The 24,871-nt window shown below is 53.4% G+C and carries 21 protein-coding genes; all 21 read right to left on the bottom strand.

Annotated features, from left to right (window positions below):
- Positions 1 to 212 precede the first annotated feature (212 nt).
- Entirely contained in the window at positions 213 to 1,175 is a 963-nt protein-coding gene (locus tag ACLD72_RS23345) for a dipeptidase (protein WP_411001672.1), read from the bottom strand.
- Between the two features lie 90 nt (positions 1,176 to 1,265).
- Positions 1,266 to 1,526 carry a stage V sporulation protein S gene (locus ACLD72_RS23340; RefSeq protein WP_006286829.1) on the bottom strand — a complete coding sequence of 87 codons (261 nt, stop codon included), beginning with the start codon at positions 1,524 to 1,526 and terminating at the stop codon, positions 1,266 to 1,268.
- A gap of 120 nt (positions 1,527 to 1,646) precedes the next feature.
- Positions 1,647 to 2,441: a TIGR00282 family metallophosphoesterase gene (locus ACLD72_RS23335; protein WP_411001743.1), complete on the bottom strand. Its 795-nt coding sequence runs from the start codon at positions 2,439 to 2,441 to the stop codon at positions 1,647 to 1,649.
- A gap of 95 nt (positions 2,442 to 2,536) precedes the next feature.
- Entirely contained in the window at positions 2,537 to 4,078 is a 1,542-nt protein-coding gene (gene rny, locus ACLD72_RS23330; RefSeq protein ID WP_411001673.1) for a ribonuclease Y, read from the bottom strand.
- A 318-nt stretch (positions 4,079 to 4,396) separates the two neighbouring features.
- The gene (locus tag ACLD72_RS23325) at positions 4,397 to 5,251 is read right to left on the bottom strand and encodes a regulatory protein RecX (protein WP_411001674.1); all 855 of its coding nucleotides are present in this window, start codon (positions 5,249 to 5,251) and stop codon (positions 4,397 to 4,399) included.
- Positions 5,252 to 5,813: 562 nt separating this feature from the next.
- Positions 5,814 to 6,875: a recombinase RecA gene (gene recA / locus ACLD72_RS23320; protein WP_411001675.1), complete on the bottom strand. Its 1,062-nt coding sequence runs from the start codon at positions 6,873 to 6,875 to the stop codon at positions 5,814 to 5,816.
- A gap of 1,169 nt (positions 6,876 to 8,044) precedes the next feature.
- Positions 8,045 to 9,298, bottom strand: a complete 1,254-nt coding sequence (locus ACLD72_RS23315; RefSeq protein ID WP_411001676.1) for a competence/damage-inducible protein A — start codon at positions 9,296 to 9,298, stop codon at positions 8,045 to 8,047.
- A gap of 100 nt (positions 9,299 to 9,398) precedes the next feature.
- Positions 9,399 to 9,986 carry a CDP-diacylglycerol--glycerol-3-phosphate 3-phosphatidyltransferase gene (pgsA, locus tag ACLD72_RS23310; RefSeq protein ID WP_411001677.1) on the bottom strand — a complete coding sequence of 196 codons (588 nt, stop codon included), beginning with the start codon at positions 9,984 to 9,986 and terminating at the stop codon, positions 9,399 to 9,401.
- The gene (gene rimO / locus ACLD72_RS23305) at positions 9,983 to 11,311 is read right to left on the bottom strand and encodes a 30S ribosomal protein S12 methylthiotransferase RimO (protein WP_411001678.1); all 1,329 of its coding nucleotides are present in this window, start codon (positions 11,309 to 11,311) and stop codon (positions 9,983 to 9,985) included. Before rimO ends, pgsA begins: the two co-directional genes overlap by 4 nt.
- Positions 11,312 to 11,463: 152 nt before the next feature.
- Complete coding sequence (locus tag ACLD72_RS23300; RefSeq protein WP_411001679.1) at positions 11,464 to 11,955, bottom strand: YajQ family cyclic di-GMP-binding protein; 492 nt, start codon at positions 11,953 to 11,955, stop codon at positions 11,464 to 11,466.
- A gap of 210 nt (positions 11,956 to 12,165) precedes the next feature.
- On the bottom strand, positions 12,166 to 13,245 hold the full coding sequence (locus ACLD72_RS23295) for a RodZ domain-containing protein (RefSeq protein WP_411001680.1): 1,080 nt from the start codon (positions 13,243 to 13,245) through the stop codon (positions 12,166 to 12,168).
- Between the two features lie 39 nt (positions 13,246 to 13,284).
- Positions 13,285 to 14,052 carry a DUF3388 domain-containing protein gene (locus tag ACLD72_RS23290; protein ID WP_251588116.1) on the bottom strand — a complete coding sequence of 256 codons (768 nt, stop codon included), beginning with the start codon at positions 14,050 to 14,052 and terminating at the stop codon, positions 13,285 to 13,287.
- Positions 14,053 to 14,256: 204 nt separating this feature from the next.
- On the bottom strand, positions 14,257 to 14,511 hold the full coding sequence (locus ACLD72_RS23285; protein WP_036622376.1) for a DUF3243 domain-containing protein: 255 nt from the start codon (positions 14,509 to 14,511) through the stop codon (positions 14,257 to 14,259).
- Positions 14,512 to 14,631: 120 nt separating this feature from the next.
- Complete coding sequence (gene ymfI, locus ACLD72_RS23280; RefSeq protein WP_411001681.1) at positions 14,632 to 15,399, bottom strand: elongation factor P 5-aminopentanone reductase; 768 nt, start codon at positions 15,397 to 15,399, stop codon at positions 14,632 to 14,634.
- A gap of 1 nt (position 15,400) precedes the next feature.
- Entirely contained in the window at positions 15,401 to 16,681 is a 1,281-nt protein-coding gene (gene yfmH, locus ACLD72_RS23275; RefSeq protein ID WP_411001682.1) for an EF-P 5-aminopentanol modification-associated protein YfmH, read from the bottom strand.
- Between the two features lie 4 nt (positions 16,682 to 16,685).
- Complete coding sequence (yfmF, locus tag ACLD72_RS23270; RefSeq protein WP_411001744.1) at positions 16,686 to 17,966, bottom strand: EF-P 5-aminopentanol modification-associated protein YfmF; 1,281 nt, start codon at positions 17,964 to 17,966, stop codon at positions 16,686 to 16,688.
- 124 nt (positions 17,967 to 18,090) lie between these two features.
- The gene (sleB, locus tag ACLD72_RS23265; protein ID WP_411001683.1) at positions 18,091 to 18,951 is read right to left on the bottom strand and encodes a spore cortex-lytic enzyme; all 861 of its coding nucleotides are present in this window, start codon (positions 18,949 to 18,951) and stop codon (positions 18,091 to 18,093) included.
- 149 nt (positions 18,952 to 19,100) lie between these two features.
- Positions 19,101 to 21,815 (bottom strand): DNA translocase FtsK, encoded by a 2,715-nt coding sequence (locus ACLD72_RS23260; protein ID WP_411001684.1) that lies wholly within the window; start codon positions 21,813 to 21,815, stop codon positions 19,101 to 19,103.
- An 81-nt stretch (positions 21,816 to 21,896) separates the two neighbouring features.
- Complete coding sequence (locus ACLD72_RS23255; protein ID WP_411001685.1) at positions 21,897 to 22,121, bottom strand: YlzJ-like family protein; 225 nt, start codon at positions 22,119 to 22,121, stop codon at positions 21,897 to 21,899.
- The gene (locus tag ACLD72_RS23250) at positions 22,118 to 22,888 is read right to left on the bottom strand and encodes a ClpP family protease (RefSeq protein ID WP_411001745.1); all 771 of its coding nucleotides are present in this window, start codon (positions 22,886 to 22,888) and stop codon (positions 22,118 to 22,120) included. The genes ACLD72_RS23255 and ACLD72_RS23250 overlap by 4 nt, the downstream gene beginning before the upstream one ends.
- 149 nt (positions 22,889 to 23,037) lie before the next feature.
- The gene (locus tag ACLD72_RS23245) at positions 23,038 to 24,717 is read right to left on the bottom strand and encodes a ribonuclease J (protein ID WP_411001686.1); all 1,680 of its coding nucleotides are present in this window, start codon (positions 24,715 to 24,717) and stop codon (positions 23,038 to 23,040) included.
- Positions 24,718 to 24,871 lie beyond the last annotated feature (154 nt).

The raw sequence follows: 24,871 nt of genomic DNA, 5'->3' as shown, positions 1-24,871 counted from the left end.
CCACCCCTTTAATCGTATCGCAATGCAAACTAAGATTATAAATAATACCCCTAGAATGTAGACGTGCGAGAACTCACTTTCAGCCTCGCATTTTGTGAACATTCTGTTTCAGAGTCATGTCAATTTTATGTCTCGGGCGGACAAAAAGCAAGCGTTTTCTCACGATTTTCGTATAGTAGTTTTCGATCAATTCGTTCTCGTAATTGGATAGATTAAAGCGCTTTCTTGTTATGAGGCAGCCAGGCCCGCAGGAACGCGGCCGCATGGCCGTACAACCATCCACGGACAAGCTCCTCCGGATAATATTTCAACAAAGTTTCCTGCCATTTGGCGTAATGTCCCGCATGCCACAAATCGCTCAAATGCGATTCGATGCCGTCGAAGTCGGAGCCGAACATGATTGTCTTCGCTCCCCCAAGCGAGCAAATCCGGTCCAGATGCGGCAAAATGTCCCGGCTCGAAACGTTCCGCCCCTCTTTGACGAACCAGGGAACAAAAGTGATTCCGATCCGTCCGCCGAGCCGAACGATCTCCTTGATCTGGTCGTCGCGCAAATTCCGGGCATGTCCGCAGACGCTATAAGCATTTGAATGCGAAGCGATAAAAGGTTTTCCCGCCCGATCGGCCAGCTCCGCCAGCTCCCAAAACCCTTTGACCGATAAATGCGATACGTCGAGGATGATTCCAAGCTCCTGACAGGCCTTGACCAATTCCAGCCCTTGCGGCGTAAATCCATACCCTCTTGGCTCCATAATGCCGTCGGCCGCCCAATTGGCATGATTCCACGTAATGCCGAGAAAACGAACCCCCCGCTCGTAGCATATGCGCAAATAATGCAGGTTGCCTTCCAGTCCGTCGGCTCCTTCCAGCGACAGCAGGCCGCCGGGTCCCCCCTTCCGCTCCAGCTCCTCAAGGTCTTCCACCGTACGGATCTCGGCCACGCTGAGGCTTTTTACTTTTTGCCGAAACAAGTCAAGCTGTCCCAGAATATACTCCATTTTCGGAGTTCCCAGACGTTCGGAAAGAAAAATCGCAAAGCACTGCAGGGCTACCCCCCCGGCTTTCATGCGCTGCAAATTGACATCCAGCCGTTCATCGCTGGCAAAATCAAGCGCCGGGTCAAGCAACATTTTGCTTAAAGCATCGCAATGAAAATCAATTACAGGATACTTCAAAATGGCCCCTCCTATTCGGTTTGAAAATAACAAAAAAACCTGTCTACGTCGGGTTACGTCGTAAACAGGCATCATGCCGGAAATAACATATTATCTGGGTTCTACGATAAGTTTAATGGCGGTACGGTCCTCACCATCGATAACGATGTCGGTAAATGCCGGAATACAAATGAGGTCTACCCCGCTTGGCGCGACAAATCCCCGGGCGATCGCTACAGCTTTAATGGCTTGGTTAAGTGCACCAGCCCCAATGGCTTGAAGTTCAGCAGCGCCGCGTTCTCTAAGAACTCCAGCTAACGCCCCGGCAACGGAGTTGGGGTTGGATTTTGCTGAAACTTTTAATACTTCCATGGTCAAAGTACCTCCCTGGGAATAATCGGTTGAATCCACTACTTAGAAGATATTCGTGAGAGCTCAAATAATTCCTTCTTTTTCCCTTGTTGTACTTTGGGAGGCCTTGGTTCGCCAGCTTCAGTCCATACGCCACTCGTCTTCAAGCAGACGGATTTTTTCAATTTTGCGCGCCCGGCCGGTCGCTTCATCCAGTTCCACGAACACGGCATGAAAATGCCATTTGCCTTCGCATACTTGAAACCGGACCGGCAGTTGGGTCGTGAATTTGCGCAGCACAGCAGTCCGCTCCATCCCGAGAATCCCTTCCCGGGAGCCGACCATACCGGCGTCTGTCAAATAAGCGGTGCCTTGCGGCAAAATCGTGTCGTCATTGCTTTGCACATGCGTGTGCGTGCCGACCACCAAAGAAGCGCGGCCGTCCAAATACCAGCCCATGGCGATTTTTTCCGAGGTGGCTTCGGCGTGGAAATCGACCAGAATGCATTTGTGTTTCTTGTACAGCTGGCCGATGATTTCGTCCGCCTTGCGGAACGGATCGTCCAGCGGCGGCAAAAACGTGCGGCCCATCAGGTTTACGACCGCCAGCTCCTTGCCGCCCCCCTTGACGACCATCGAACCCCGGCCCGGCGTGCCCGGGGGATAGTTGGCCGGACGAACCATCCTCGGTTCATCATCTAGAAAATCGAAAATCTCTTTATTGTCCCACGTATGGTTGCCCATCGTTAATCCGTGAATGCCCTGCTCAAAAAATTCCTTGGCGATGTTGGCGTTAATCCCCCGCCCGGCCGCCGCGTTTTCGCCGTTGGCGATGATGATGTGCGGATTGTACTTCGACTTCAGATGAGGCAGCGTGGCCTTTAACGCTTTACGCCCCGTGTTCCCTACGATGTCTCCGATAAACAGAACTTTAATGATGCTCCCTCCTCAAACATGACTGCCGCAACGTAAGCAGCTCCGTCAATCAATGAAAAAGCGGCCCCCCAGGGGGCCACTTTTCAGCATATCCTTTACTTGGCGTATTCAACCGCCCGCGTTTCACGGATGACGGTAACTTTGATATGACCCGGATAATCCAGTTCACTTTCAATCTTCTTGGTAATGTCTCTCGCCAAGCGGAATGCTTCCGCATCGTCGATTTTATCCGGCTGCACCATCACGCGCACTTCGCGGCCCGCCTGAATGGCAAACGATTTCTCGACGCCTTCGAACGACTCGGAAATTTCTTCGAGCTTCTCCAGACGGCGAATATACGTTTCCAGCGTCTCGCGCCGCGCCCCCGGTCTTGCCGCCGACAATGCGTCCGCAGCGCCAACCAGCATGGCGATGACGGAAGTCGCTTCACAATCGCCGTGGTGAGAGGCAATACTGTTGATGACCACCGGATGTTCCTTGTATTTCTTAGCCAGTTCCACGCCGATTTCGACATGAGATCCTTCCACTTCATGATCAAGCGCTTTACCTATATCATGCAACAAGCCTGCACGTTTGGCCAGTGCGATATCTTCGCCGAGTTCTCCGGCCATCAATCCGGCCAGGTACGCAACCTCCATCGAATGCTTCAGCACGTTTTGACCGTAGCTTGTCCGGAACTTGAGACGTCCCAGAATTTTGATCAAGTCGGGATGGAGAGCATGCACGCCCACCTCGAAGGTAGCCTGTTCGCCATATTCGCGAATGCGTTCGTCCACTTCCCGGCGCGATTTCTCGACCATCTCTTCGATGCGCGCCGGATGAATACGTCCGTCCGCCACCAGTTTCTCCAGCGCGGTGCGGGCAATTTCGCGGCGGATCGGGTCAAATCCCGACAGAATAACCGCTTCCGGCGTATCATCGATAATGAGATCAATGCCCGTTAACGTTTCGAGCGCACGAATATTACGGCCTTCGCGCCCGATAATCCGTCCCTTCATCTCTTCGTTCGGCAGGGTTACGACGGACACCGTCGTTTCCGCCACATGGTCGGCAGCGCAGCGTTGAATGGCCAGCGTAATGATTTCGCGGGATTTCTTGTCCGCTTCCTCTTTCGCCTGCTGTTCGATGTCTTTGATCATCTGCGCCGTTTCATGGCGGACTTCCTGCTCAACGTTGTTCAAAATAATCGTGCGGGCATCTTCCATCGTCAAATTGGAGATGCGTTCCAATTCTTGAACCTGATTTTTGTAAATCAGCTCGATTTGCTGCTGCGTTTCTTCGATCCGTTTCTCCTTGCTGACCACTTGCTCTTCTTTACGTTCAAGTGATTCTAATTTTTTATCCAGCGACTCTTCTTTTTGCAACAATCGTCTTTCTTGTCGTTGAATTTCATTCCGACGTTCACGAATGTCTTTATCAGCTTCGGTTCTTAGCTTATGGACTTCATCTTTTGCTTCCAGAACCGTTTCCTTTTTCAGTGCCTCTGCTTCCTTCCTTGCGTTTTCCAAGATTTGGCTTGCAGCGTGTTCCGCACTGGAAATTTTAGCTTCTGCAAGAGATTTGCGAATAAAATATCCGATCACGAACCCAAAGAATAAAGCGGCTGCAACGAGAACGATCCAGATTACAGGATTCATCTGTTCACCTCCCCGTTGTTTCCTCCAAGGCATTCCTTGGGATGTTTGCAGTTGTTAGTTACTTTTCACATTCATCATTCGTACTAAGAATACATGACACGCCCATTCAGTTCAGCTGTTCATGCTTATGCATGATGGTTCCGCGGTAAATACGGAAGTATTGGCCTCATGATTGGAGAACAGAATCACATTCGGAGTCCATAATTTTGGAAGGTAAAAGAGGACTTCAGCGATATGGATTCATGTTCATTTTATTATTTGATGAAAGAAATTGTCAAGCAAATGACAACAGTTCCCTCTCGTTCCGGCCTCGGCCCGCTATTCTTCGTACCACTCGTCTTCAGCGTTCATCCCGTCTTGGCGGCTGAGTTCCTGCAGCACTTTTGCAACGATTTTTCCGGAAAAACCTCTGCGCTGTAAAAAAGCTCCCGTCTTGCGCTTTTTATCTAACGGTTCGCCCGAAGTGCCGCGCCATTTCTTGGCCCCCAGCAGCAGGGCGCTGGCGAATTCGTCGTCTTCGCTTACTTCGCCCAACGCCTCGTCGATCAGAGGCTTGGAGACCCCTTTCTGGCGCAGTTCGTGACGCACCCATAATTTCCCCTTCCCCCGGAGTTTCACCCGCTGAGAAGCCCATTCCTGCGCATATGCGGCGTCATTGAGGTAACCCTCGGTGTGCAGCCGCTGGATAACATCGTTTACCGTTTCTTCTCCCCACCCTTTTTCCTTTAAACGCATGGAGATTTCGTACGCGGTCCGCGGCTTCCGGCTCAAATACGCCAGAGCGTCGGCGTAGCCCCGCTGCCGCTCATCCGCCGAAACGATCTCCTCCAGCTCCGCTTTGGTAAAGACCGCCCCCTTGATCATCCGGTATTTGATCATGACATCCTCATGAACCTCAAACGCGTACGTTCCGAAAACAATCCGGTACCGATGTTTCGGCCGCTTCAGCATCTGCACCGAAGTAATGGCCAGCTCCCCATCTTCCGGAAAAGCGGATAACCCGGATTTCTCCGCTTCGCCGGAATCCTCCTCTTGGCTGGATTTCTCCACTTGGTGGGATTTCTCCCGCTCAGGCGTCCGCATTCTTTCCTCCCAGACCGCCTCATCGGATATGTCTACGATATCGTGTTTGCCGCTTTGATTTTTTCCGCGGCTTTTCCCCCACTGATTCAAACTGCGTCCCTCCTGTGTCACACCCGGCCATCGGTACCAAGTGTAGTATCAGTTTTTCCTGTATAACATAATGTCACTTTTAACTAGCAATCTGGTTGTCCCGCAATAGCAAAACCAAGCTTTCCAAGAAACTCTAGCGAAAAACTTAAGGGCAAAAAATGGCGTTATTCCAGCAATATGCATCCATTTGAGAAGAATAAAGGTAATTTATGTCGCTATTTCCTCGAATCACAAGAAATGCCAGGTTCTGGGCCATTTACAGGAAAATAAGGACAAAAAATGCCGCTAATGAGGATGAACATGCCTGACTCCGGATCATAAGCACATAAAGTACCGCTATTTTGAAAGCCGGCGGTTCATCGTTCCTGTAACCCCTCTTTCAAGCGCCGTTTGCGGTTTTGAGCCAAAATATTTCCTCTTCTGAATAAAACGCCGCAAAAGTTCAGGATGGCGGCCTTTATTTTAGCTCTATCCTACCGCTAATTGGCCGACCGCCCTAAACTGCAAAAGCGCCCTGCCCCGGTTAATTACCGCGGGGTCAGGGCGCTTCATGGCTGCTGCCTTATTCATCTCCGAAAAGCGCTTGCTCCTCTTGGAGTTCCATTTCCTGTTCGCTTGGTGATGCAGGAGCGACTGAAGTGGTCAAATTGCTCGATTCCCGGATTTTTAGTTCAATCGTATTGGAGATTTCCGGATGCTCTTTCAAGAATTGCTTTGCGTTCTCCCGGCCCTGACCGAGGCGTTCGCCGGCGAACGAATACCAGGCGCCGCTCTTATCCACGATATCCAACTCCACGCCGATGTCGATGATGCTGCCCTCTTTGGAAATACCTTCACCGTACATAATGTCGATTTCGGCTTGTTTGAACGGTGGAGCGACTTTATTCTTCACGACCTTAATCCGTGTCCGGTTCCCGACCATGTCGTTGCCCATCTTGATCGTTTCCACGCGGCGAACGTCCAGACGGACCGTCGAATAGAATTTCAAAGCCCGTCCACCCGGCGTTGTCTCCGGATTCCCGAACATCACACCGACTTTTTCACGAAGTTGGTTAATGAAGATCGCGATCGTTTTCGATTTGCTGATCGCTCCCGACAGCTTCCGCAGCGCCTGCGACATCAGGCGGGCTTGCAAACCGACGTGGGAATCCCCCATCTCGCCTTCGATTTCCGCCTTAGGCACAAGCGCGGCTACAGAGTCGATGACGATGATGTCAACCGCGCCGCTACGCACGAGCGCTTCGGCGATTTCCAGCGCTTGTTCGCCCGTATCCGGCTGGGACAAAAGCAACTCGTCGATGTTTACGCCGAGCTTGCCCGCATAGGATGGGTCCAGCGCATGCTCCGCGTCGATAAATGCGGCTTGTCCGCCGATTTTCTGAACTTCCGCAATCGCGTGCAGCGCTACCGTCGTCTTACCCGAAGACTCCGGTCCGTAAACCTCAATAATACGGCCGCGAGGCAATCCCCCGGTACCCAAAGCGATATCCAAAGCGATCGATCCGCTCGGGACGATCTCCACTTGCATATGCGTCGATTCGCCCAGCTTCATGATCGAACCTTTACCGAATTGTTTTTCTATTTGCCGAAGCGCCATTTCCAGCGCAGCTTTACGATCTGACAATCAGCTCACATCCTTAAATGAGATAATAACACGATACTTCCAACGTCTTTAATTGTACCTTGTTTTGGAATGTTTGCCAAGCACTTTTTCGAACATATATTCGCTATTTTTCAACCTATCCAAACCGGGGGCTCATCCCTCCCAAACCCTCCCTTACCGTAAGGGAGGGCCCCAAGGGCCTGCTGCCCTTTGGATTCCCGCAAATTGAACTAACGTGGGAGAGACTGAGGCGCTCCCTTGACGCTCTCCCTGCGGGATTCGCTTACTTCGTGCTTGGAACGCTTTTCTCCCCTTCGTGGTACGTCTTACTTAGGGTATTCCTGGGCTACCTGGAAACACGCTGCAGGCACTGCTGCTTTCGTATGCACCCGGGTAACTATGGGGAAAACAGCCGCTTATCGCCCTTCGGGCACGCTCTGCTTTTGGCGCTCCTGCGAGGGTGGGCTGCTTCGTAGGCTGTTTATTCTGCAATGTTCCGTGCTGGACCCGCTCTCCCTGCGGGATTCGCTTTACTTCGGTGCAGGGCTTTAGCTTGTTTATACCTAACTTAGTGCTGCTTTAGTGACTTTTCTGCTTGCTGTCGCTCTCCCTGCGGGATTCGCTCTACTTCGGTGCAAGGCTTTAGCTTGTTTATACCTAACTTGGTGCTGCTTTGGTGACTTTTCTGCTTGCTGCCGCTCTCCCTGCGGGATTCGCTTTACTTTGGTGCAGGGCTTTAGCTAGTCAACTGATTAGATACAACAAGGCATCGATCCATCGTTCGCCAAAATGCACAAATTCACTCCTCCTCCCAAACAAATTTCCAAACAAAAAAAGAACCGCAGCACAACTGTTCGTTTGCTACGGTTCTTCCGTGTCTTGATTATATGCCAAGCGGCCGAAAAGTGCAAGAAGCATGCTCAGTAGACAGTGGCGACGCACGCCATACGGCAGTGCTCCTACAATCCGGTCGTCCCTTCACCTCTCATTGGAAAAAATCCAACAGATTGTCGGAATTCACTCGCCATTTTGAGCACTCATTGGAAAAAATCCAATAGATCTCGCTCAAATCGCCCGTTTGCGCCTTACCGAACCCAATCTATTGGAAATATCCAATCACACCGCCGTATTTGCCAATAAATTTCCAATTCTATTGGATAATTCCAATCAGAACATTACAAGCACTAAGCTTACGGCTCCATCAGTGCTCTCCACAACCGATATAAGATCGTTTTGGCCGAGCGCATGCGGACGGCTTCGCGGTTGCCTTTGAGGTTCAGCTCGTATACGGCCGTATCCCCGCCGCGGCGGGAGATCGCGATATAGACGAGCCCGGCGGGCTTGCGCTCGGAAGCGCCGGGGCCGGCGACGCCGGTAATCGACAAGCCGAAGTCGGTATCAGCGGTCAGCCGCACCTGCTCGGCCAACACCTGCGCCGTTTCTGCGCTGACGGCGCCGGGGGCGTCAGCCCCTTCGAGCAGTTCATGCGGAACGTGCAGCAGCTTCTCCTTCATCGCGTTGGAATAGCAGACGATTCCGCCCATAAACACGGCCGAGCTGCCCGGAATCGCGGTGATCATTTCCATCAGCAGCCCGCCGGTGCAGCTCTCGGCCGCGCTGAGCGTCAATCCGCGCTGAGCCATCAGCTCCAAAATTTTCTGCTCAATCGGCACATCGACGTTCGCGTACAGATGCTCCGGCAAGCGGGAAGTGATTTCCCGCTCCATGGCATCCAGCTTCGCCATCGCTTCACGTTCGCTTAAAGCCTTGGTGGAAACGCGGATCGTGACCTCACCTTCCTTGGCGTAAGGGGCCACGGTCGGGTCCGACTGCTCCTTGATCAAATCGAGCAGCTTCGTCTCCAGCGCCGATTCGCCGATCCCGGCAAATTTGAGCATTTTCGAATAGATCGGCATTTCCTCGGACAACGCATGCTTTAAGATCCACGGCTTCGCCTGGCGCTCGAACATCGGCTTCATTTCCTTCGGCGGGCCGGGCAAAACAATATAAAATTTGCCGGCAGCTTCAATCGCATCCCCAACCGCCAGCCCGGTTTCGTTAGGAAGCGGCGTCCCGCCGTCGATCGCCAGCGCCTGACGGCGGTTGTTTTCCGTCATCGGCACGCCTCTGTCCTTGAAAAAGCGGTCGATATTCGCCATCGCTTCCGGATCGATATGCAGCGACCGGCCAAGTACTTCGGCCAGCGCCTCTTTGGTCAAATCGTCCTGCGTTGGCCCAAGCCCCCCGGTAAAAATCAGCAAATCGGCACGGGCGGCCGCCGTCTCCACCGCTTGGGCAAACCGCTTCCGATTATCGCCGACCACCGTTTGAAAATAAACGTCAATCCCCAGCGCGGCCAGCTCCTGGGATAGATATTGCGCATTGGTGTTTACGATTTGCCCGAGCAGCAGCTCTGTCCCCACTGCGATAATTTCTGCTTTCATTTGCTTTCACGTCTCCTTCCGGCAATCCAAAACAAGCCTCTGCCTGAGCATTAAATACTTCGCTTCAAAACATCGCACCCAAAGCATCGCACTCAAGGCACTACATTTTCGAAAAAGAAAGCACATTTTTATTTTTGACGAAATAGTCGATGCCGGAATAAATCGTAATGATCGCCGCCAGCCAGATCGCGATGTCGTCAAACGGGATGTTCAGCCAGGCAAACGGGAAATTGTTCAGCAGCAGCGCGGTAATCGCGATGATCTGCGTGATCGTTTTCGCTTTGCCCCACTTGCTGGCCGCGATTACGGAGCCTTCAAGCAGCGCGACCTCCCGCAGGCCGGTTACCGCAAATTCGCGTGCAATGATGATGACGGCGATCCAGGCGTTGCATAATCCAAGTGACACAAGCCCGATCAGCACGGTACCCACCAGCAGTTTGTCGGCAAGCGGGTCGAGCAGTTTGCCCAGATTCGTCACCAGATTGTATTTCCGGGCGATGTATCCGTCGATTCCGTCCGTGCTGGCGGCGACGATGAACAGCACCGCGGCGATCAATTGATGGACCGGCAGCGTGTATGCGCCCACTACGAGCTCATAGGACAACCAGCCCGCATCCAGCAGCAAAAAAAGCAGCATCACCGGAATCATAAAAATACGTGTCAGTGTAATGCGGTTGGGCAAATTCACAGGATAGCCTCCCCGGTTAAATCATATTCAAAAGCATGCGTAATCCGCACTTTAGCGATATCGCCGATATTCGTGGAGCAGTTCGTCACGAATACTTCCCCGTCGATTTCCGGGGCATCAAATTGCGAACGCCCCACATAAACGTCGCTCCTCCCATCGTAGCGTTCCACAAGCACATCCAGCACCTTGCCGATGTATTTGCCGCTGTTTTCGTTCGCTACGGTGCGCTGGATTTCCATCAGCGTGTTGGCCCGCCATTCCTTGACGTCCTCAGCGATCTGATCCGGCAGCCGCGAAGCCGGCGTATCCTCCTCCTGCGAGTATGTAAACACGCCAAGCCGGTCGAACTTAATCTCCCGGACGAAATCGCATAACCGCTCGAAGTCTTCCTCGGTTTCGCCCGGGAATCCCACGATCAGCGACGTGCGCAAAGAAACGTCCGGGATACGGGAGCGGATTTTGGCGACCAGCTCGCGGATATCCCGGTTGCGTCCGGGGCGCCGCATTCTTTTCAGGATCGCGTCCTCGCTGTGCTGGAGCGGCATATCCACGTATTTGCAAATTTTCGGATTGGACGCGATCATGTCGATCAATTCATCCGTAAAAAAGCCCGGATACGCGTAATGCAGCCGAACCCACTCCACGCCTTCCACCCGGCTGACACGATCGAGCAGCTCCGGCAGTTTGTAAGTTCCGTACAAATCGGTGCCGTAATTGGTGGAATCCTGGGCGATCAAACTGAATTCCTTGACCCCTTGCGCGGCCAAGCCCTTCACTTCCTCCACGATCGATTCGATGGAACGGCTGCGGAATTTGCCCCGCATCAGCGGGATGCTGCAGAAGGTGCAGTTGTTGTCGCAGCCCTCGGCGATTTTCACATACGACGTATAACCGGCTGTGGTCAGCTTCCGCGGCAGCGCTTGCTCGTAGTTGAACACCGGATTGCCGACATACACCGGTTTCTTCCCCTTCACCGCCTCATCGACGATCTGCGTGATGTTATGAAAATCGCCCGTTCCGACGATTCCGTCGATCTCCGGCATCTCCTCCATAAGCGTCTGCTTATACCGCTGCGTCAGGCATCCCGACACGATCAGCGCCTTTAATCTTCCGCTTTCCTTAAGCTCGGCCAGCTCCAGAATCGTATTTACCGACTCTGCTTTGGCGGCATCGATAAATCCACACGTATTGACGATGATAACCGTGGCATCTTCGCGGTCGTCCACCAAGGAATAGCCACGCCGGTCGATCAGCCCCGACATGATTTCGGAGTCGACCAAGTTTTTTTCGCAGCCAAGCGTAACGATTTTCACCTTTTCAGTCATAACGATTTCCCCCATCAGTTTCAAGCCGTGATTAAACCATGTTCATGGATAAAACAACCTCTACAAGTATAATATTCGGAAAAGGCGGCTGTCAAAAATATGAAAAGGGTCTCAAGCAGGCGCGGGAGGCGTTGCAGGAGACCGTTCCGAAGTCATTTAAAGTTCGTAAACTGCAAATCGAGCGACAAATCTGCTTTTCGCAGCAGCTGCATGATTTGCTGCAAATCATCCTTGCTTTTTCCGGTGACGCGGATTTGATCACCCTGGATTTGGCTTTTGACCTTCAGCTTGGAGTCGCGGATCAACACGTTGATTTTCTTCGCGTTCTCCTGATCGATGCCTTGCTTCAAGCTGATGCGCTGCCGCACCGTGCCCATCGAAGCCGGTTCCACTTTACCGTAATCCAGGTTTTTGATCGGCAGTCCGCGCTTGATCATTTTGGATTGCAGGATATCGATCACGGCACCAAGCTTGTATTCATCGTCCGCCACGATTACCAGCACGTCCTTTTCCAGCTTAAGTTCGCTTTTGCTTCCTTTAAAATCAAAGCGGCTGGCGATCTCCCGTTCCGTCTGATCGATCGCATTGTTTAATTCCTGCATGTCCATTTTCGAGACGATATCAAATGAACTTTCCGAAGCCATACTTCACATTCCTTTCTGGTTCCCAATCTTTTCTTCTATTCATCATTATATGTAAAAGTTTTCCCGAAGTCGAGCCAACCCGCCATTTCCAAGCTGTTTCTAAGCTATGTCCAAACCATTGCCGCCGGGCAAAATATGCAAAAAGACGCGATTCAAACCTTGCCAGGTCCAAATCCCGTCTTTTGTAAGCCCAAGCGATAGAGCCGCTCCCTACTGCCCGCTTGTTGCGTTTCCGGTTTCCGCATTGTTCCCGGATACGTTGCCGCCTAGCCCGGTGTCGCCTGTCGAAGCACCATCCGTACCCGTACCGTCATCCAGGCTGAGGAAGATTTTGGAAGTTGTTTTGCCGTCATCCACCGTTTGCCCGGCCACCGTAATAACCGTCTTGTTGGAAGCGCCCGATACAATATACAAGCCCTCCGGCACGATATCATACTCCAGTACATCGCCATCGGACGTTTTGCCAAAGTAAAGCTTATCGCCGTTTCTGCTGCCTTTGCGAACCTCGACCCAGCTTTCGCCGGAGGCTGTAATCACGACCTGCACCGGCTGACCGCCGGCATTTTGCACCTTGAACTTCGTGGCACTGCCCTCTTTGCCGTCGGGAACGACTGCGATGTCTTGCGGAGCGTTTGTTCCGCCGGTGTTGTCGGTACCCGTTCCAGCGTTAGTGCCCGTTTCCGTGCCGGTATTGGTTCCTGTTCCGGTATTGGTCCCTGTCCCGGCATTCCCCGTATTGCCGCCGCCGTTCACGGCATTGCCCGTACCGGGTTGATTGTTTCCGGTGCCGGTTTGTCCGTCCTTGCTTCCATTACCGGATCCGTTTTGCGCCCCGCCCCCTTGTTGCGTGGCCGGCGTTACCGGCGTCGGGTCCGGCTTCTCTCCGGCCGACTGATTCGTATTCCCCCAAACCGTAAAATACAAGTAAATGACGATCAGGATCAGCACGGCAAAAGACCACATCAACGTGGTGGAGAGCCACTTCGAGTTGCGCTCGGCATGCTGGCGGCTGCGGCGCTTCTGAATCACGGGTTCCATCGTCTGCTCCGGCGCTTCATCCGGTACATTCTGCCGATGCTCGGCAAGCAGTTCATCCGCATCCACGCCGACCGTTTCGGCATACGTCTTGATAAAAGCCCTAACATAGAAACTTCCTGGAAGCACTTTATAATCCCCCGACTCGATGGCTTCCAGATATCGTTTGCGAATTTTCGTCATTTCCTGGATGTCATCCAATGACAAGCCTTTGGCAAGGCGGGCTTCCTTTAACTTCTGACCCAATTCCGACATGACCATCACCTCCTGTTTTTATGGGTTATGCTTATCGAATTACACATCGTCCGTGTAAATCGTCGTAAACGTATCATAAACGATTTGCTCCTCCGGATTGTTACGCAATTCGATAATAATATCAAAATTGTCATAACTGTATTCGGATTCTTTGACGAAAACATCCGGATGCTCGATCACCTTCGTGGAAGGCATGGACATCAGTTCCTGGAGCAATTGATGATGTTTCTCGTTCGAGCGCAGCGTACTAATAATGCCGTCGATGATAAACACATTGTGCGGATTCATTTCATCCTCCGACAGTTGGCTCCGCACCGTTTGGCGCAGCAGCGTGGAGGACACAAATGTCCACCGCTTCATCGAGCATACGCTGCCGGCGATAATCGATTCCGTCTTGCCGACGCGCGGCATGCCCCGAAGTCCGATCACCTGATGGCCTTCCCGCTTGAAAATTTCGCCGAGAAAATCCACCAGAATCCCGAGTTCGTCGCGCGTAAAGCGAAATGTCTTCTTATCGTCGGAATCGCGGTCGATGTATCTTCCATGCCTTACGGCCAGCAGATCGACAAGCCGCGGACAACGCAGCGCCGTAACGGTGATGCTGTCCACCTTGCCGAGCATTTTGCTGACCTGGTCGATTTTTCCGTCGTCATCGCTTTCCAGCAGCAATCCCCTGGTTTTGCCTTCAACGCCGTTGATCGTCAAAATGTTGATTTCCAGCATCCCCAGCATCGAGGCGATATCGCCCAAAAGTCCTGGGCGGTTTTTATGTATTTTGTACTCCAAATACCATTGTTTTTGTTCCATCTGAAGACACCTTCTCTATCCTACTCACCCATTTTCGACAAAATCAACCTTTAATCCTTCTTACGGCTTCAAAAAGTTTAGTACCCTTTCCTTAGCCCGAAATAATCATATGTGTTTTATGATATATAAAATGAAAATGAAAGGCAAGCCGCTGGTGGAAAATGGCTGAAAAGCTCCCATAACGCGGGAGCTTTTCAGCAAAAACTATGAGTTTTTCTTCGCCAGCTTTACCATCAGGCGAGCGATCGTTTTACGCTCGTCTTCGCTGCCTACTTCCCAGATTTCTTTGAGTACCCGGTTGGAATCGTTCTGCGGATCGACCTTATCTTCGAGAAATCCGCCGATTTCATAAGCCAGGTTAGTGATCGCTTCTTCGCTGAACCCCGCTTTTTCCGCATGCTCCACACGGTCGCCCAAAAATTTCTTCCATGTATCAAAATTTTTGAGTACTGTTGACATCCTTAAATCCTCCTTCGCTTGGCGATTTAAAATCAACAGTCGTAATATGTGAAGTTTACGCGGGTTTTATGCGCTCATGGCCGGCAAGACAAAAGCCTCGCGGGACCTGACCGGAAATATTCAGGTAATCCAGCCCCCGTTGGGGCTGATGATTTGACCGGTGATGTAGCCTGATTCCGGCAGGGCGAGAAAATAAATGAGCGAAGAAATTTCCTGCGGAGAGGCGAGCCGCCCCGCAGGAATTTCTTCCTCCAATTGCTTCAGTTCCCCTTCGTCAAAACGTTCCATCATATCGGTCCGGACGGCTCCCGGGGCCACCGCGTTTACCGTTACTCCGGAAGGAGCAAGCTCCTTGGCCAGCGCCTTCGTAAAAGCGTTGACTCCGCCTTTGGCAGCGGAATAAACCGTTTCGCAGGAACCCCCGGAAATACCCCATACGGAGGATACGTTGATAATCCGCCCGAAACGCTGCTGGATCATATACGGCATAAACAGCTGGCTGCACAAAAAGACGCTTTTCAAATTGACGTCCATGACATCATCCCATTCCGCTTCGGTTACGTCCGAAAGCAAACCGTAATGGGATATCCCCGCATTGTTCACAAGAATATCCGGATGAAGCCCGTAATGATCCAGCCGTTCCTTCATGCGCAAAATCTGCTCTTTGCTGCGCAGATCCGCAGCCACCGTATAAGCTTTGCCGCCAACCTCCAGGCATCGGCGGGCAACCTCGTTGGCCGCTTCAAGCGAGTTCATATAGTGAATAACCACGTTCATGCCCACCGCCGCAAACCGCAGCGCCGTATCCGCGCCGATCCCCCGGCTTGCCCCGGTAATGAGGACGGTCATGTCCGCGATGTTTTTTCCAATCCCATGCTCTTCGTTCATGTTACGGGCTCACCACGACCGACACGGCCATCTGCTCCCAGTTCAAGTGCTCGCGCAGCCGGGTGTTCACTTCGTCCAGCGTCAGCGATTCGTACATCGGCAGCACCGCAAACAGGTCGCTGCCCCGGAACCGGTAGCGCGTAAACTCGTGGGCGATATTTTCCGGAGAGTTAAGCATACGCAGGTAGCCGCCGATTTTTTTCTTCCGCGCCCGTTCAAAATCTTCCTCGCGGAAACCCGAAGCCAGCATGCTTTTCGCTTCCTCCTGGATCACCGCCAGCATGCGGTCCGGATCGCGCGTATCCCCGCCGATCGCCGAAAACGCGTAATTCGGGTTGCTGTTGTACTCATGCCCGAAACTGTCGGAAATCAAATCCATGTCGTACAGCTTCTGATACAACTTTGTGCTGGGCCCGAGCAGCAGATCGAGCGCCAGCTTTGTCGTCAAGTCCCGGCGCAGCAGCGCTTCACCGGTCAAGCCAAGCTCCATCTCCTTGAATCCGAACAGGCATTTCGGCTGCGATACCGCCAGCCGCGATTCCCGGCGCTTCTCGTGAACCTCGCGGGGCTCGGGGTCAAACAGCCGGTCGATCGAGCCCTGCTTGTCGTACTGCTTCTTCGCCTGATTGCTGCGAACAAGCGTAAACACCTCTTCCGCATCCACGCCGCCCACGACGAACAGCAGCATATTGCTGGGGTGGTAAAACGCGTTGTAGCATGTGTACAGCGTCTCCTTCGTAATCGTGCCGATCGATTCGACCGTACCGGCGATGTCGATATGAACGGGGTGAACTTTGTACAGCGCTTCAATCAAGCCGAAATAAACCCGCCAATCCGGATTGTCGCGATACATGCCGATTTCCTGGCCGATGATGCCTTTTTCTTTCTCGACGTTCTGGTCGGTGAAATACGGATGCTGCACGAAATTGATCAATGTCTCGAGATTAAGCGCAATGTTTTCGGTCGCCGAGAACAGGTACACGGTCTGATCAAAGCTGGTAAAAGCGTTGGCCGATGCCCCATGGGAAGCAAATGTGGCGAAGATGTCGCCCTCCGGCTCCTCGAACATTTTATGCTCCAAAAAATGGGCGATTCCGTCCGGTACGGCAATATCCTCCTGCCCCTCGACCCGGAAATGGTTGTCGATCGAGCCGTATTTCGTAGCAAACGTGGCATACGTCTTTTGAAAACCCGGTTTCGGCAGGACATATACTTGAAGCCCGTTATCCATCGTTTCGCGGTATAACGTTTCCTGCAAAGCATCGTAGCGAAGCGTTTCCAAGCGGCTAAACCTCCTTTTTACCTGTCAAAAAGTAAATCGTATCGAGTTGCACCGTCTCCGCCGCCTGCACGACGTCCCCAGGGGTTACCCGCTCCACTTGGCTGAGCAACTCCGTGGCCGGACGGTCCTTGCCGGACAGCACCCGGTTGAAATCGTAGGCGATCATTTCAAAGGCCGAGTCCTGCATCTCCAGCAGGCTGTTGCGGATCATCGCTTGGGTCTGCGACATCTCCAGCTCGCTGATGTCCCCCGACCGCAAGCTGGCCAACTGAGCCTGGATAATCTCCAGCGCCTTGTCGTAATTTTCGATCTCAATCCCCGATTGAATCGCCACGATCCCCTTATGGCCATCGAACCGGGAAGCGGCGTAATAAGCCAGGCTGGCTTTTTCCCGCACATTCATGAATAGCTTGGAATGCGGATAGCTGCCCAAAATGCCGTTGTACACCAAAGCGGCCGCATAGCGGTCGTCCCCGTAAGTAATCGGCGTGCGCAAGCCTAGATTCAGTTTGCCCTGGTTGACGTCAAGCGCCTCTTTGACGGTGCGGACCTCCGCGGTCTTCATTTCGACCTGCACCGGCTTGTATTCCGTGGCAGCCGTCCGGTTTAAGGTGAACTGCTTAGCGACCAGTTCCTCGACTTCGGCAAGCGATGTATCGCCCACCACATACAGGTCCAGATTCGCCTGCTGCAGCCAGCTTTGATAAGCGGCGAACAGCGACTGTGGGGTGATGCCGTCCAGATCGCTGCGTTCCCCCAGCGGGTGCAGCCGGTACGGATCGTCCTTAAACATCTCCTCCATACAGCGCTCGGCCGCATAACGGATTTTATCGTTGATGATCCCCTCCAGCTTTTTGCGTACGGATTCGCGTTCCGAAGCCACATAAGACGAACGGAAGGCCCCGTGCTCCGTGGCCGGTTTCGTGACGACTTCGCCGAGAAAAGCGAACGTTTGACCAAGCAGCGAATCACCGCTTTGTACAAAGGAATCGTTGATCGTATCCATCCGGAACTGGACAATCTGGTAATTGCCCCGTTTATAGACGTCAAAACCGAAGCCGGCGCCGTACAGATGCTCCAGCTGTTCCCGGAACAACGTCGTTTCGGGATAAGACGCGGTGCCCCGCCGCAGAACAAAAGGGGTCAGCGCCGTTGCCGTGACCGTTTGCTCATTCAGCGGCAAACCCGCGTAAAGAGAAACGGCAAACGTTTTGAATCGGGTTGTAGGCAGCACGTGAATCCGGATTTGACCCACACCGCCGCGCTCAAATACCGTTTTGTTCAAAACCAAAACTCCTTTGCGAGTAGACTTTTTGAATAACGCGTTCATTTCCTGCGTTCCATTCTATACCAATCCAAAGGAAAGAAGCAACCTGACGCCTGCGGCTGCTCCTTCACTTCTAAGATATTTACATGCAAAAGATATGTTCCCCGATCGTCTTCACCTGCGGGCGGGACCAAATCCATTTGGAGGTTGCCGTTTTCGGGTTGAAATAATAAATGCAACCGCCGGTCGGATCCCAGCCGTTTAACGCTTGCTGCACGGCTTTGCGGGCCGTCTCGTTCGGCTCCAGCCAGATTTGCCCATCGGCCACGGCGGTAAAAGCGCCCGGCTGAAAAATGACGCCGGAAACGGTGTTCGGGAAGCTCGGCGATTTGACCCGGTTCAAAATGACTGCGGCAACAGCCACTTGCCCTTCGAACGGTTCGCCCCGAGACTCGCCGTAAACGGCGTTAGCCATAATGCGCAGATCGTTCTCGCTCAGTCCCATGCCATTCGAAGGGGCCAGATTCCCCGACTCGGTCTTCGCGGTTTCGGTATTTTGCTTATTTCCGGCATTTCCGGTATTTTGCTTATTTCCGGTATTCGTCTGCTGATTTCCCTGGCCCGCGTTGGCGTTTTCCATGCCCGGCTTCCAAGCTTTAGTGGCATTATATAGCTTAAGCTTGGTTTTGGGTCCGGCCAAACCGTCCGCCTTCATCCCGAACTCCGATTGGAACCATTTCAGCGCATCGCGGGTTGTAGGACCGAAATAGCTGTCCAGTTTTCCGTGGTAAAAACCGAGAAAAGCAAGCCGGCCCTGCAATTCGTATACATCTTTGCCGAAAGCTCCGTAATCGATGACCTGTTCGCTGAATACAGCTTTGGCTTTATCCGGAGCCTCCTTCTGTTCGACGTCAAGCGAATGCCAAAGCACGTTTGCACCGTAACCGATTCCGAACAAAAGCAGCACTAAACCGGCGGCAAACCATATCTTAGTTTTATTCATACGTTTAGCTCTACCTTTCTTTATTGGATTAACAAGGATGGGTAACTTTAGTATGACAAGCAAGCTCCCTTCCTATGCACCCCAAAGTTTCAAGGCATTGCTCCCCGGGTATAGCGAAAAAAAGGGAAGAACATCCCTGACCGCGAAGGTCATGAAGACATTCTTCCCATTTTGTATTGCTCTATGGACATGAGCACCTCACGTGGCTTGCTTCCCTCGTACGGACCGACGATCCCGCGGGCCTCCATGGAATCGATCAACCGTGCCGCACGGGTATATCCGACGCGCATGCGGCGCTGCAGCAGCGATACCGAGGCCTGCTTCGCCTCAAGCACGATCTGCACGGCTTGATCATAAAGCTCATCCAATTCTTCCTCCGGTTCCTTGACTTCATCATCCACTTCCGGAACAAGGCTCTCGTCATATTCCGCCTGCCCCTGGGCCCGAGCGTAATTCACGATCGTTTCCACTTCCTGATCGCTCATAAACGCCCCCTGCACCCGGGTCGGCTTCGAGGCCCCCATCGGCATATAAAGCATGTCCCCGCGGCCGAGCAGCTTCTCCGCGCCGGCCATGTCGAGAATCGTCCGCGAGTCGACCTGGGACGAAACGCCAAAGGCGATGCGCGATGGAATGTTCGCTTTGATCACCCCGGTGATGACGTCGACCGACGGCCGCTGCGTGGCGATAATCAGATGGATGCCGGCGGCCCGGGCCATTTGCGCAAGGCGGGCAATCGCGTCCTCGACATCGTTGGCGGCAACCATCATAAGGTCGGCAAGTTCGTCCACGATGACGACGATATACGGGAGGATCGCCTCCGGGTTATCCTTCATCATCTGGTTATAGCCTTCCACATTGCGAGCCCCCGATTTGGAGAACAGCTCGTACCGTTTCTCCATTTCGACGACGATTTTTTTCAGCGCCAGCGAGGCTCTTCGCGGATCGGTCACAACGGGCGTGAGCAGATGCGGAATCCCGTTGTATACGTTCAGTTCGACCATTTTCGGGTCGACCATCATAAACTTGACTTCATCCGGTTTCGCTTTGAACAAAATGCTGGTAATGATACCGTTGATGCAAACGGATTTCCCCGAACCCGTCGCCCCCGCCACGAGCAGATGGGGCATCTTCGCCAGGTTGCCGACGATCGTCTGCCCGGAAATGTCGCGGCCGAAAGCGATCGACAGCTTGGATTCGGCTTCCATAAACGTCGGCGTCTCCATCACTTCGCGCATCGTCACAAGCGAAACCTCGTTGTTCGGCACCTCGATGCCGATCGCGGATTTGCCCGGGATCGGCGCCTCCATGCGGATGTCTTTGGCGGCCAAAGCCAAAGCGATATCATCCGTCAGATTGACGATCCGGCTGACTTTGACCCCGATGTCCGGCTGAATTTCGTAACGGGTCACTGCCGGACCGCGAACGACTTCAAGCACCCTTGCTCTTACGCCAAAGCTCTCCAGCGTGGCCTCCAGCTTCCGGGCCGTCTGCATATAATCAGCCTGATCGCCGGATTTGCCGGCCCCCGCAGGCTTGGCGAGCAGCCGGAATGGCGGAAGCTTGTACGGCTTTGGAGCCGGTTTCGGCGGGGCCGCCGGAACTTCAGCCGCCGCTTCGGAGCCGCTACCCAGGTCTCCCGCCGCAGCGCCGTCGCCGCTTTCCCCGTCTGGCGATTCGCTGCCTGCCGGCATGTCCGGTTCTCCGTCCGCCGCGCCCTGCGGGTCATCCGCAAACCCTGATTCGCCCTGCTCCCCGTAGCCGGCGTTCGTCTCATCCTGGGCCGTGTATAATGGATCCATAGCCTCGTCCTCATCCTCCCGATCGCCCAGCCCTTCCCGCTGGATATGATCGAAGAAATCGCGGATGATTGGTCCGGTGTCCGCCGCGGCCTCGCCGCGGCCGTCCGGGCCGTCCCCTGGGCCGCCGTTTGCTCCACGTCCGGTGTAATCCAGTTCGTTCCAGTTAATCCCCGCTACCGGGGATTCGCTGTAACCGTCCGCTTCCTCGTCCGGGCCCAATTGTTCCGGCGCCTCTGCAGCCGGCTCGGCGGAGCGTTCCTTAAACCCCAGCAGTTGAAAGAACACCGGCTTTTTTCGCGGCTTTGCTGCGGGCTCGGGCAATTCCTCCTCCGCCTCGCCGTCATCATACGCCGCGTCATATTCCGTAACGGCAGGAGCTTTCGGCTCGGCCCTTTTCCCTTTGCCGCGCACCGGCACCGGGCGGAGCAGCCGCATTTTTCTGCCGAAGCTGTCGCCGAGCCCGCCCATTTTCGAGCGGAGCAGGCGAAACAGGTCGACGTACGACAGCCCTGTTACCAGCATGAAGCTGATCGCCAGCAACACGATCACAATCAGCTTCGCCCCGGCCATGCCGAACAAAGAGTATAGCAGGACGAATTCCAGTCCGCCGATATAACCGCCGCTGATGTCCATGCCAAGGAGACTGAAGCCCGCTTCGCCCGAGGCCGGTTGAAACAGCGCTCCCTGCAAATCGCGGTGAATTTGTCCCAAAATATTCCCCGCGGATAAAGAGACCGCCGGAACTAGCTTGTGTTGCATCGCCGAAATCGTGCTCATCAGCGAAAAGGCCAGCACCGCGATCAGCAACCCGCTTTTCCGCGCATTCCAGCGGGACGGCCATTTCCGGTTGATCATTACGGCCAGCCCGATGTAGATGCCGATCAAAGGAATCACAAAATAAAACTTGCCAAGGATCAGCGCGGCCATTTTCGATAATGTTCTTCCCACCGCGGCTTCCCCGGACAAGGCAATAATCGATAGAGTGATCAGGATGATTCCGTAGATTTCATATTTGAGCATGCTGCCGAAGGCAGCCTTCTTTTTCTTCCGTTTGCGTGCCAAACGAAAACACCCCCTAGATGAATATTATACCATATTCACTAAAGGGTGACCTAGCTTTACGACCTGCAACTTTTGCAATGGTTATTTCAGCAGTGCGGGATAAAAGGTGATTTGCTTGCCCGGAGCGAAATCCGGATTTAAGTAATCTTCCAGGTTGCAGCGGATCAGCCTCACGATCGTAGCCCGGTTTCCCGGCTCAAGCCGGACTTGCATCAGCACGCCGCCCAGCTCGATCTCGCCATACGTATCCTCTTGCTCTTCATGTTCCCAGTAGACCCCATCGGGCAATATGGTGTAATGGGTCATTGCGTGATTCCTCCCGCCGTTTTCTCGTTGCGGCGCGTTTCGATCAGCGAATTCAGCTTGCTTAACCCTTCGCCGATCCCGCCGATTGCGTCGATGAGGCCGTATTTCACCGCATCGGTGCCGCCTACCGCCGTGCCGATGTCGCGGTTGAGCTCCCCGGTTTTAAACATCAGCTCTTTAAACTGCTCCTCCGGAATGCGCGAGTGCGCGGTGACAAACCGCACCACTCGTTCCTGCATTTTTTCGATATATTCGAAGGTTTGCGGGACGCCGATGACAAGGCCGGTCATCCGGATCGGGTGAATCGTCATCGTAGCGCTTTCGGCGATCAACGAGTAGTCGGAAGCCACGGCGATCGGGACGCCGATGCTGTGCCCTCCCCCGATGACTACGGTAACGGTCGGCTTCGACAACGAGGCGATCATCTCGGCGATCGCCAGACCCGCCTCCACGTCGCCGCCCACCGTATTTAAAATTATGAGCAGACCTTCGATCCGCGGATTTTGTTCGGCGGCTACCAGCTGCGGAATCAAGTGTTCGTATTTTGTCGTTTTATTTTGCGGCGGCAGCACCAGATGGCCTTCGATTTGCCCGATGATCGTCAGGCAAAACACATTCGATTCGCCCGGAGTAGGCACGGCCGTTTGTCCCAATTGTTGAATAACGTCGGGCACGGTGGGTTCTTTTTTTTCGGAATCTGGTTGTTGGTTTGGAGGCAATTCCGCGTTTTCGCGGAGATTGGGCGTTTTGCTGGAATCCTTGTTCATCACTTTCGCCTTCCTTTCGGTTATGAGCATACAACTAGTATGCCGACAACCTTGACCGGTCTATGCAAAAACAAAAAAGCCCCTTCTCCCGACAGAAACCGTCCAATTATTGCCGGCGGGAAAAGAGGCGACTGTGTGCAATTCGTTTTTTATACTTCCATAATTATCGGCAGGATCATCGGTCTGCGGCGCGTTTGCTCATACAGGAACCGGCCGAGTGCGTCTTTGACGTTCGTTTTGAGCGACGCCCACTCGTTTACGTTTTCGTTCATCAATTTCTCCAATGTGCTGGAGACGATGCGGTTCGCTTCATCCAGCAAACCTTCCGACTCGCGGACATACACGAACCCCCGGGAAATGATATCCGGACCGGAGACGATCGTTCCGTCCTGCTTGCTCAGCGTGACGACAACAACCAGGATCCCGTCTTGAGACAGCAGCTTGCGGTCACGCAATACGATGTTGCCAACGTCGCCGACACCGAGGCCGTCAATCAGCACGTTGCCTGCCGGCACTTTGCCGGCTTTGCGGGCAACGCCGTTCTGAATCTCGATCGTCTCTCCGATATCGACCAGGAAAATATTGTCGGGTTCCACGCCCACCGATTCGCCAAGGAGCGCATGCTTGCGCAACATCCGGTATTCGCCGTGAATCGGAATGAAATATTTTGGCCGCATCAGGTTCAGCATCAGCTTCAGCTCTTCCTGACTGCCGTGCCCGGACACATGAACACCCGAATTGGAGCCGCTGTAAATCACTTCCGCACCGAGGCGGAACAGCTCGTCGATCGTCCGTCCCACATATTTCTCGTTGCCCGGAACCGGCGTTGCCGCGATAATAACCGTGTCACCCGGCAAAATATCGACCTTGCGGTGCGTCGAACGGGCCATCCGCGTCAGCGCCGACATCGGTTCGCCCTGGCTGCCGGTGCATAAAATGACCACACGGTCCGCAGCCATCTTGTTGACTTCTTCCGGCTCGATCAAAATACCGTCCGGCACGTTCAGATAACCTAATTCATCGGCAATCGTCACCACGTTCACCATGCTGCGGCCGATAATCGTAAGCTTGCGTCCGGTCTCGTAAGCCGCATCGATCACTTGCTGAATCCGGTGCACATTCGATGCAAACGTGGCTACCACGACGCGCTGCTGCGCTTTATGGAAAATATCGCTAAGCACGAGTCCTACATTTCTTTCCGATGGCGTAAAGCCGGGTTTTTCCGCGTTGGTGCTGTCGGATAAAAGAGCCAATACGCCTTTTTTACCGATTTCGCCCATCCGATGCAAATCCGCATATTGATCATTGACTGGGGTATGATCAAATTTGAAGTCTCCGGTATGAACGACATTTCCTTCCGGCGTTTCAATGCACACGCCCACCGAATCCGGAATACTGTGATTCGTTCTGAAGAACGTCGCTTTCAGCGTCGATCCCAGCTCGATTTCCGAATCGGCGTTGATCAGCACCCGTTTCGTTTCGCCGAGCAAGCCCGCTTCCTTCAGCTTGTTCTCCACAAGTCCGAGCGTCAATTTTGTCCCGTAAACCGGAACGTTCAAGTTCTTAAGCACATAAGGCAATCCGCCGATGTGATCCTCATGGCCGTGCGTAAGCAGGATACCTCTTACCTTGTCACGGTTCTCCGTCAAGTAAGTGATATCGGGAATGACGATGTCGATGCCGAGCATATCCTCTTCCGGAAACTTGAGCCCGGAATCGATGACAACGATGTCATTGGCGTATTGAACGACATACATGTTTTTTCCGATTTCTGCGACGCCGCCCAATGCAAAGATCGTCAATTTTTCATTATTCATTTTTTTAGACAAGTGAATCTAACCCTCCTATAAGTTTGGACGTCGTATTTTTCATATGGAAATGGCTCCGGTCACTGCAGATCAACACATTTTTCGCAGGAATAAGCGACCGCCTCGCGGACGGTCCAGCCGTTTCTCAATATTGCTAATTTTTAAAAAAATCACC

This window comes from Paenibacillus lacisediminis, from assembly GCF_046567315.2.
The sequence above is the reverse complement of the archived record's forward strand: the minus strand, read 5'-3'. Positions and strand labels throughout refer to the sequence as shown.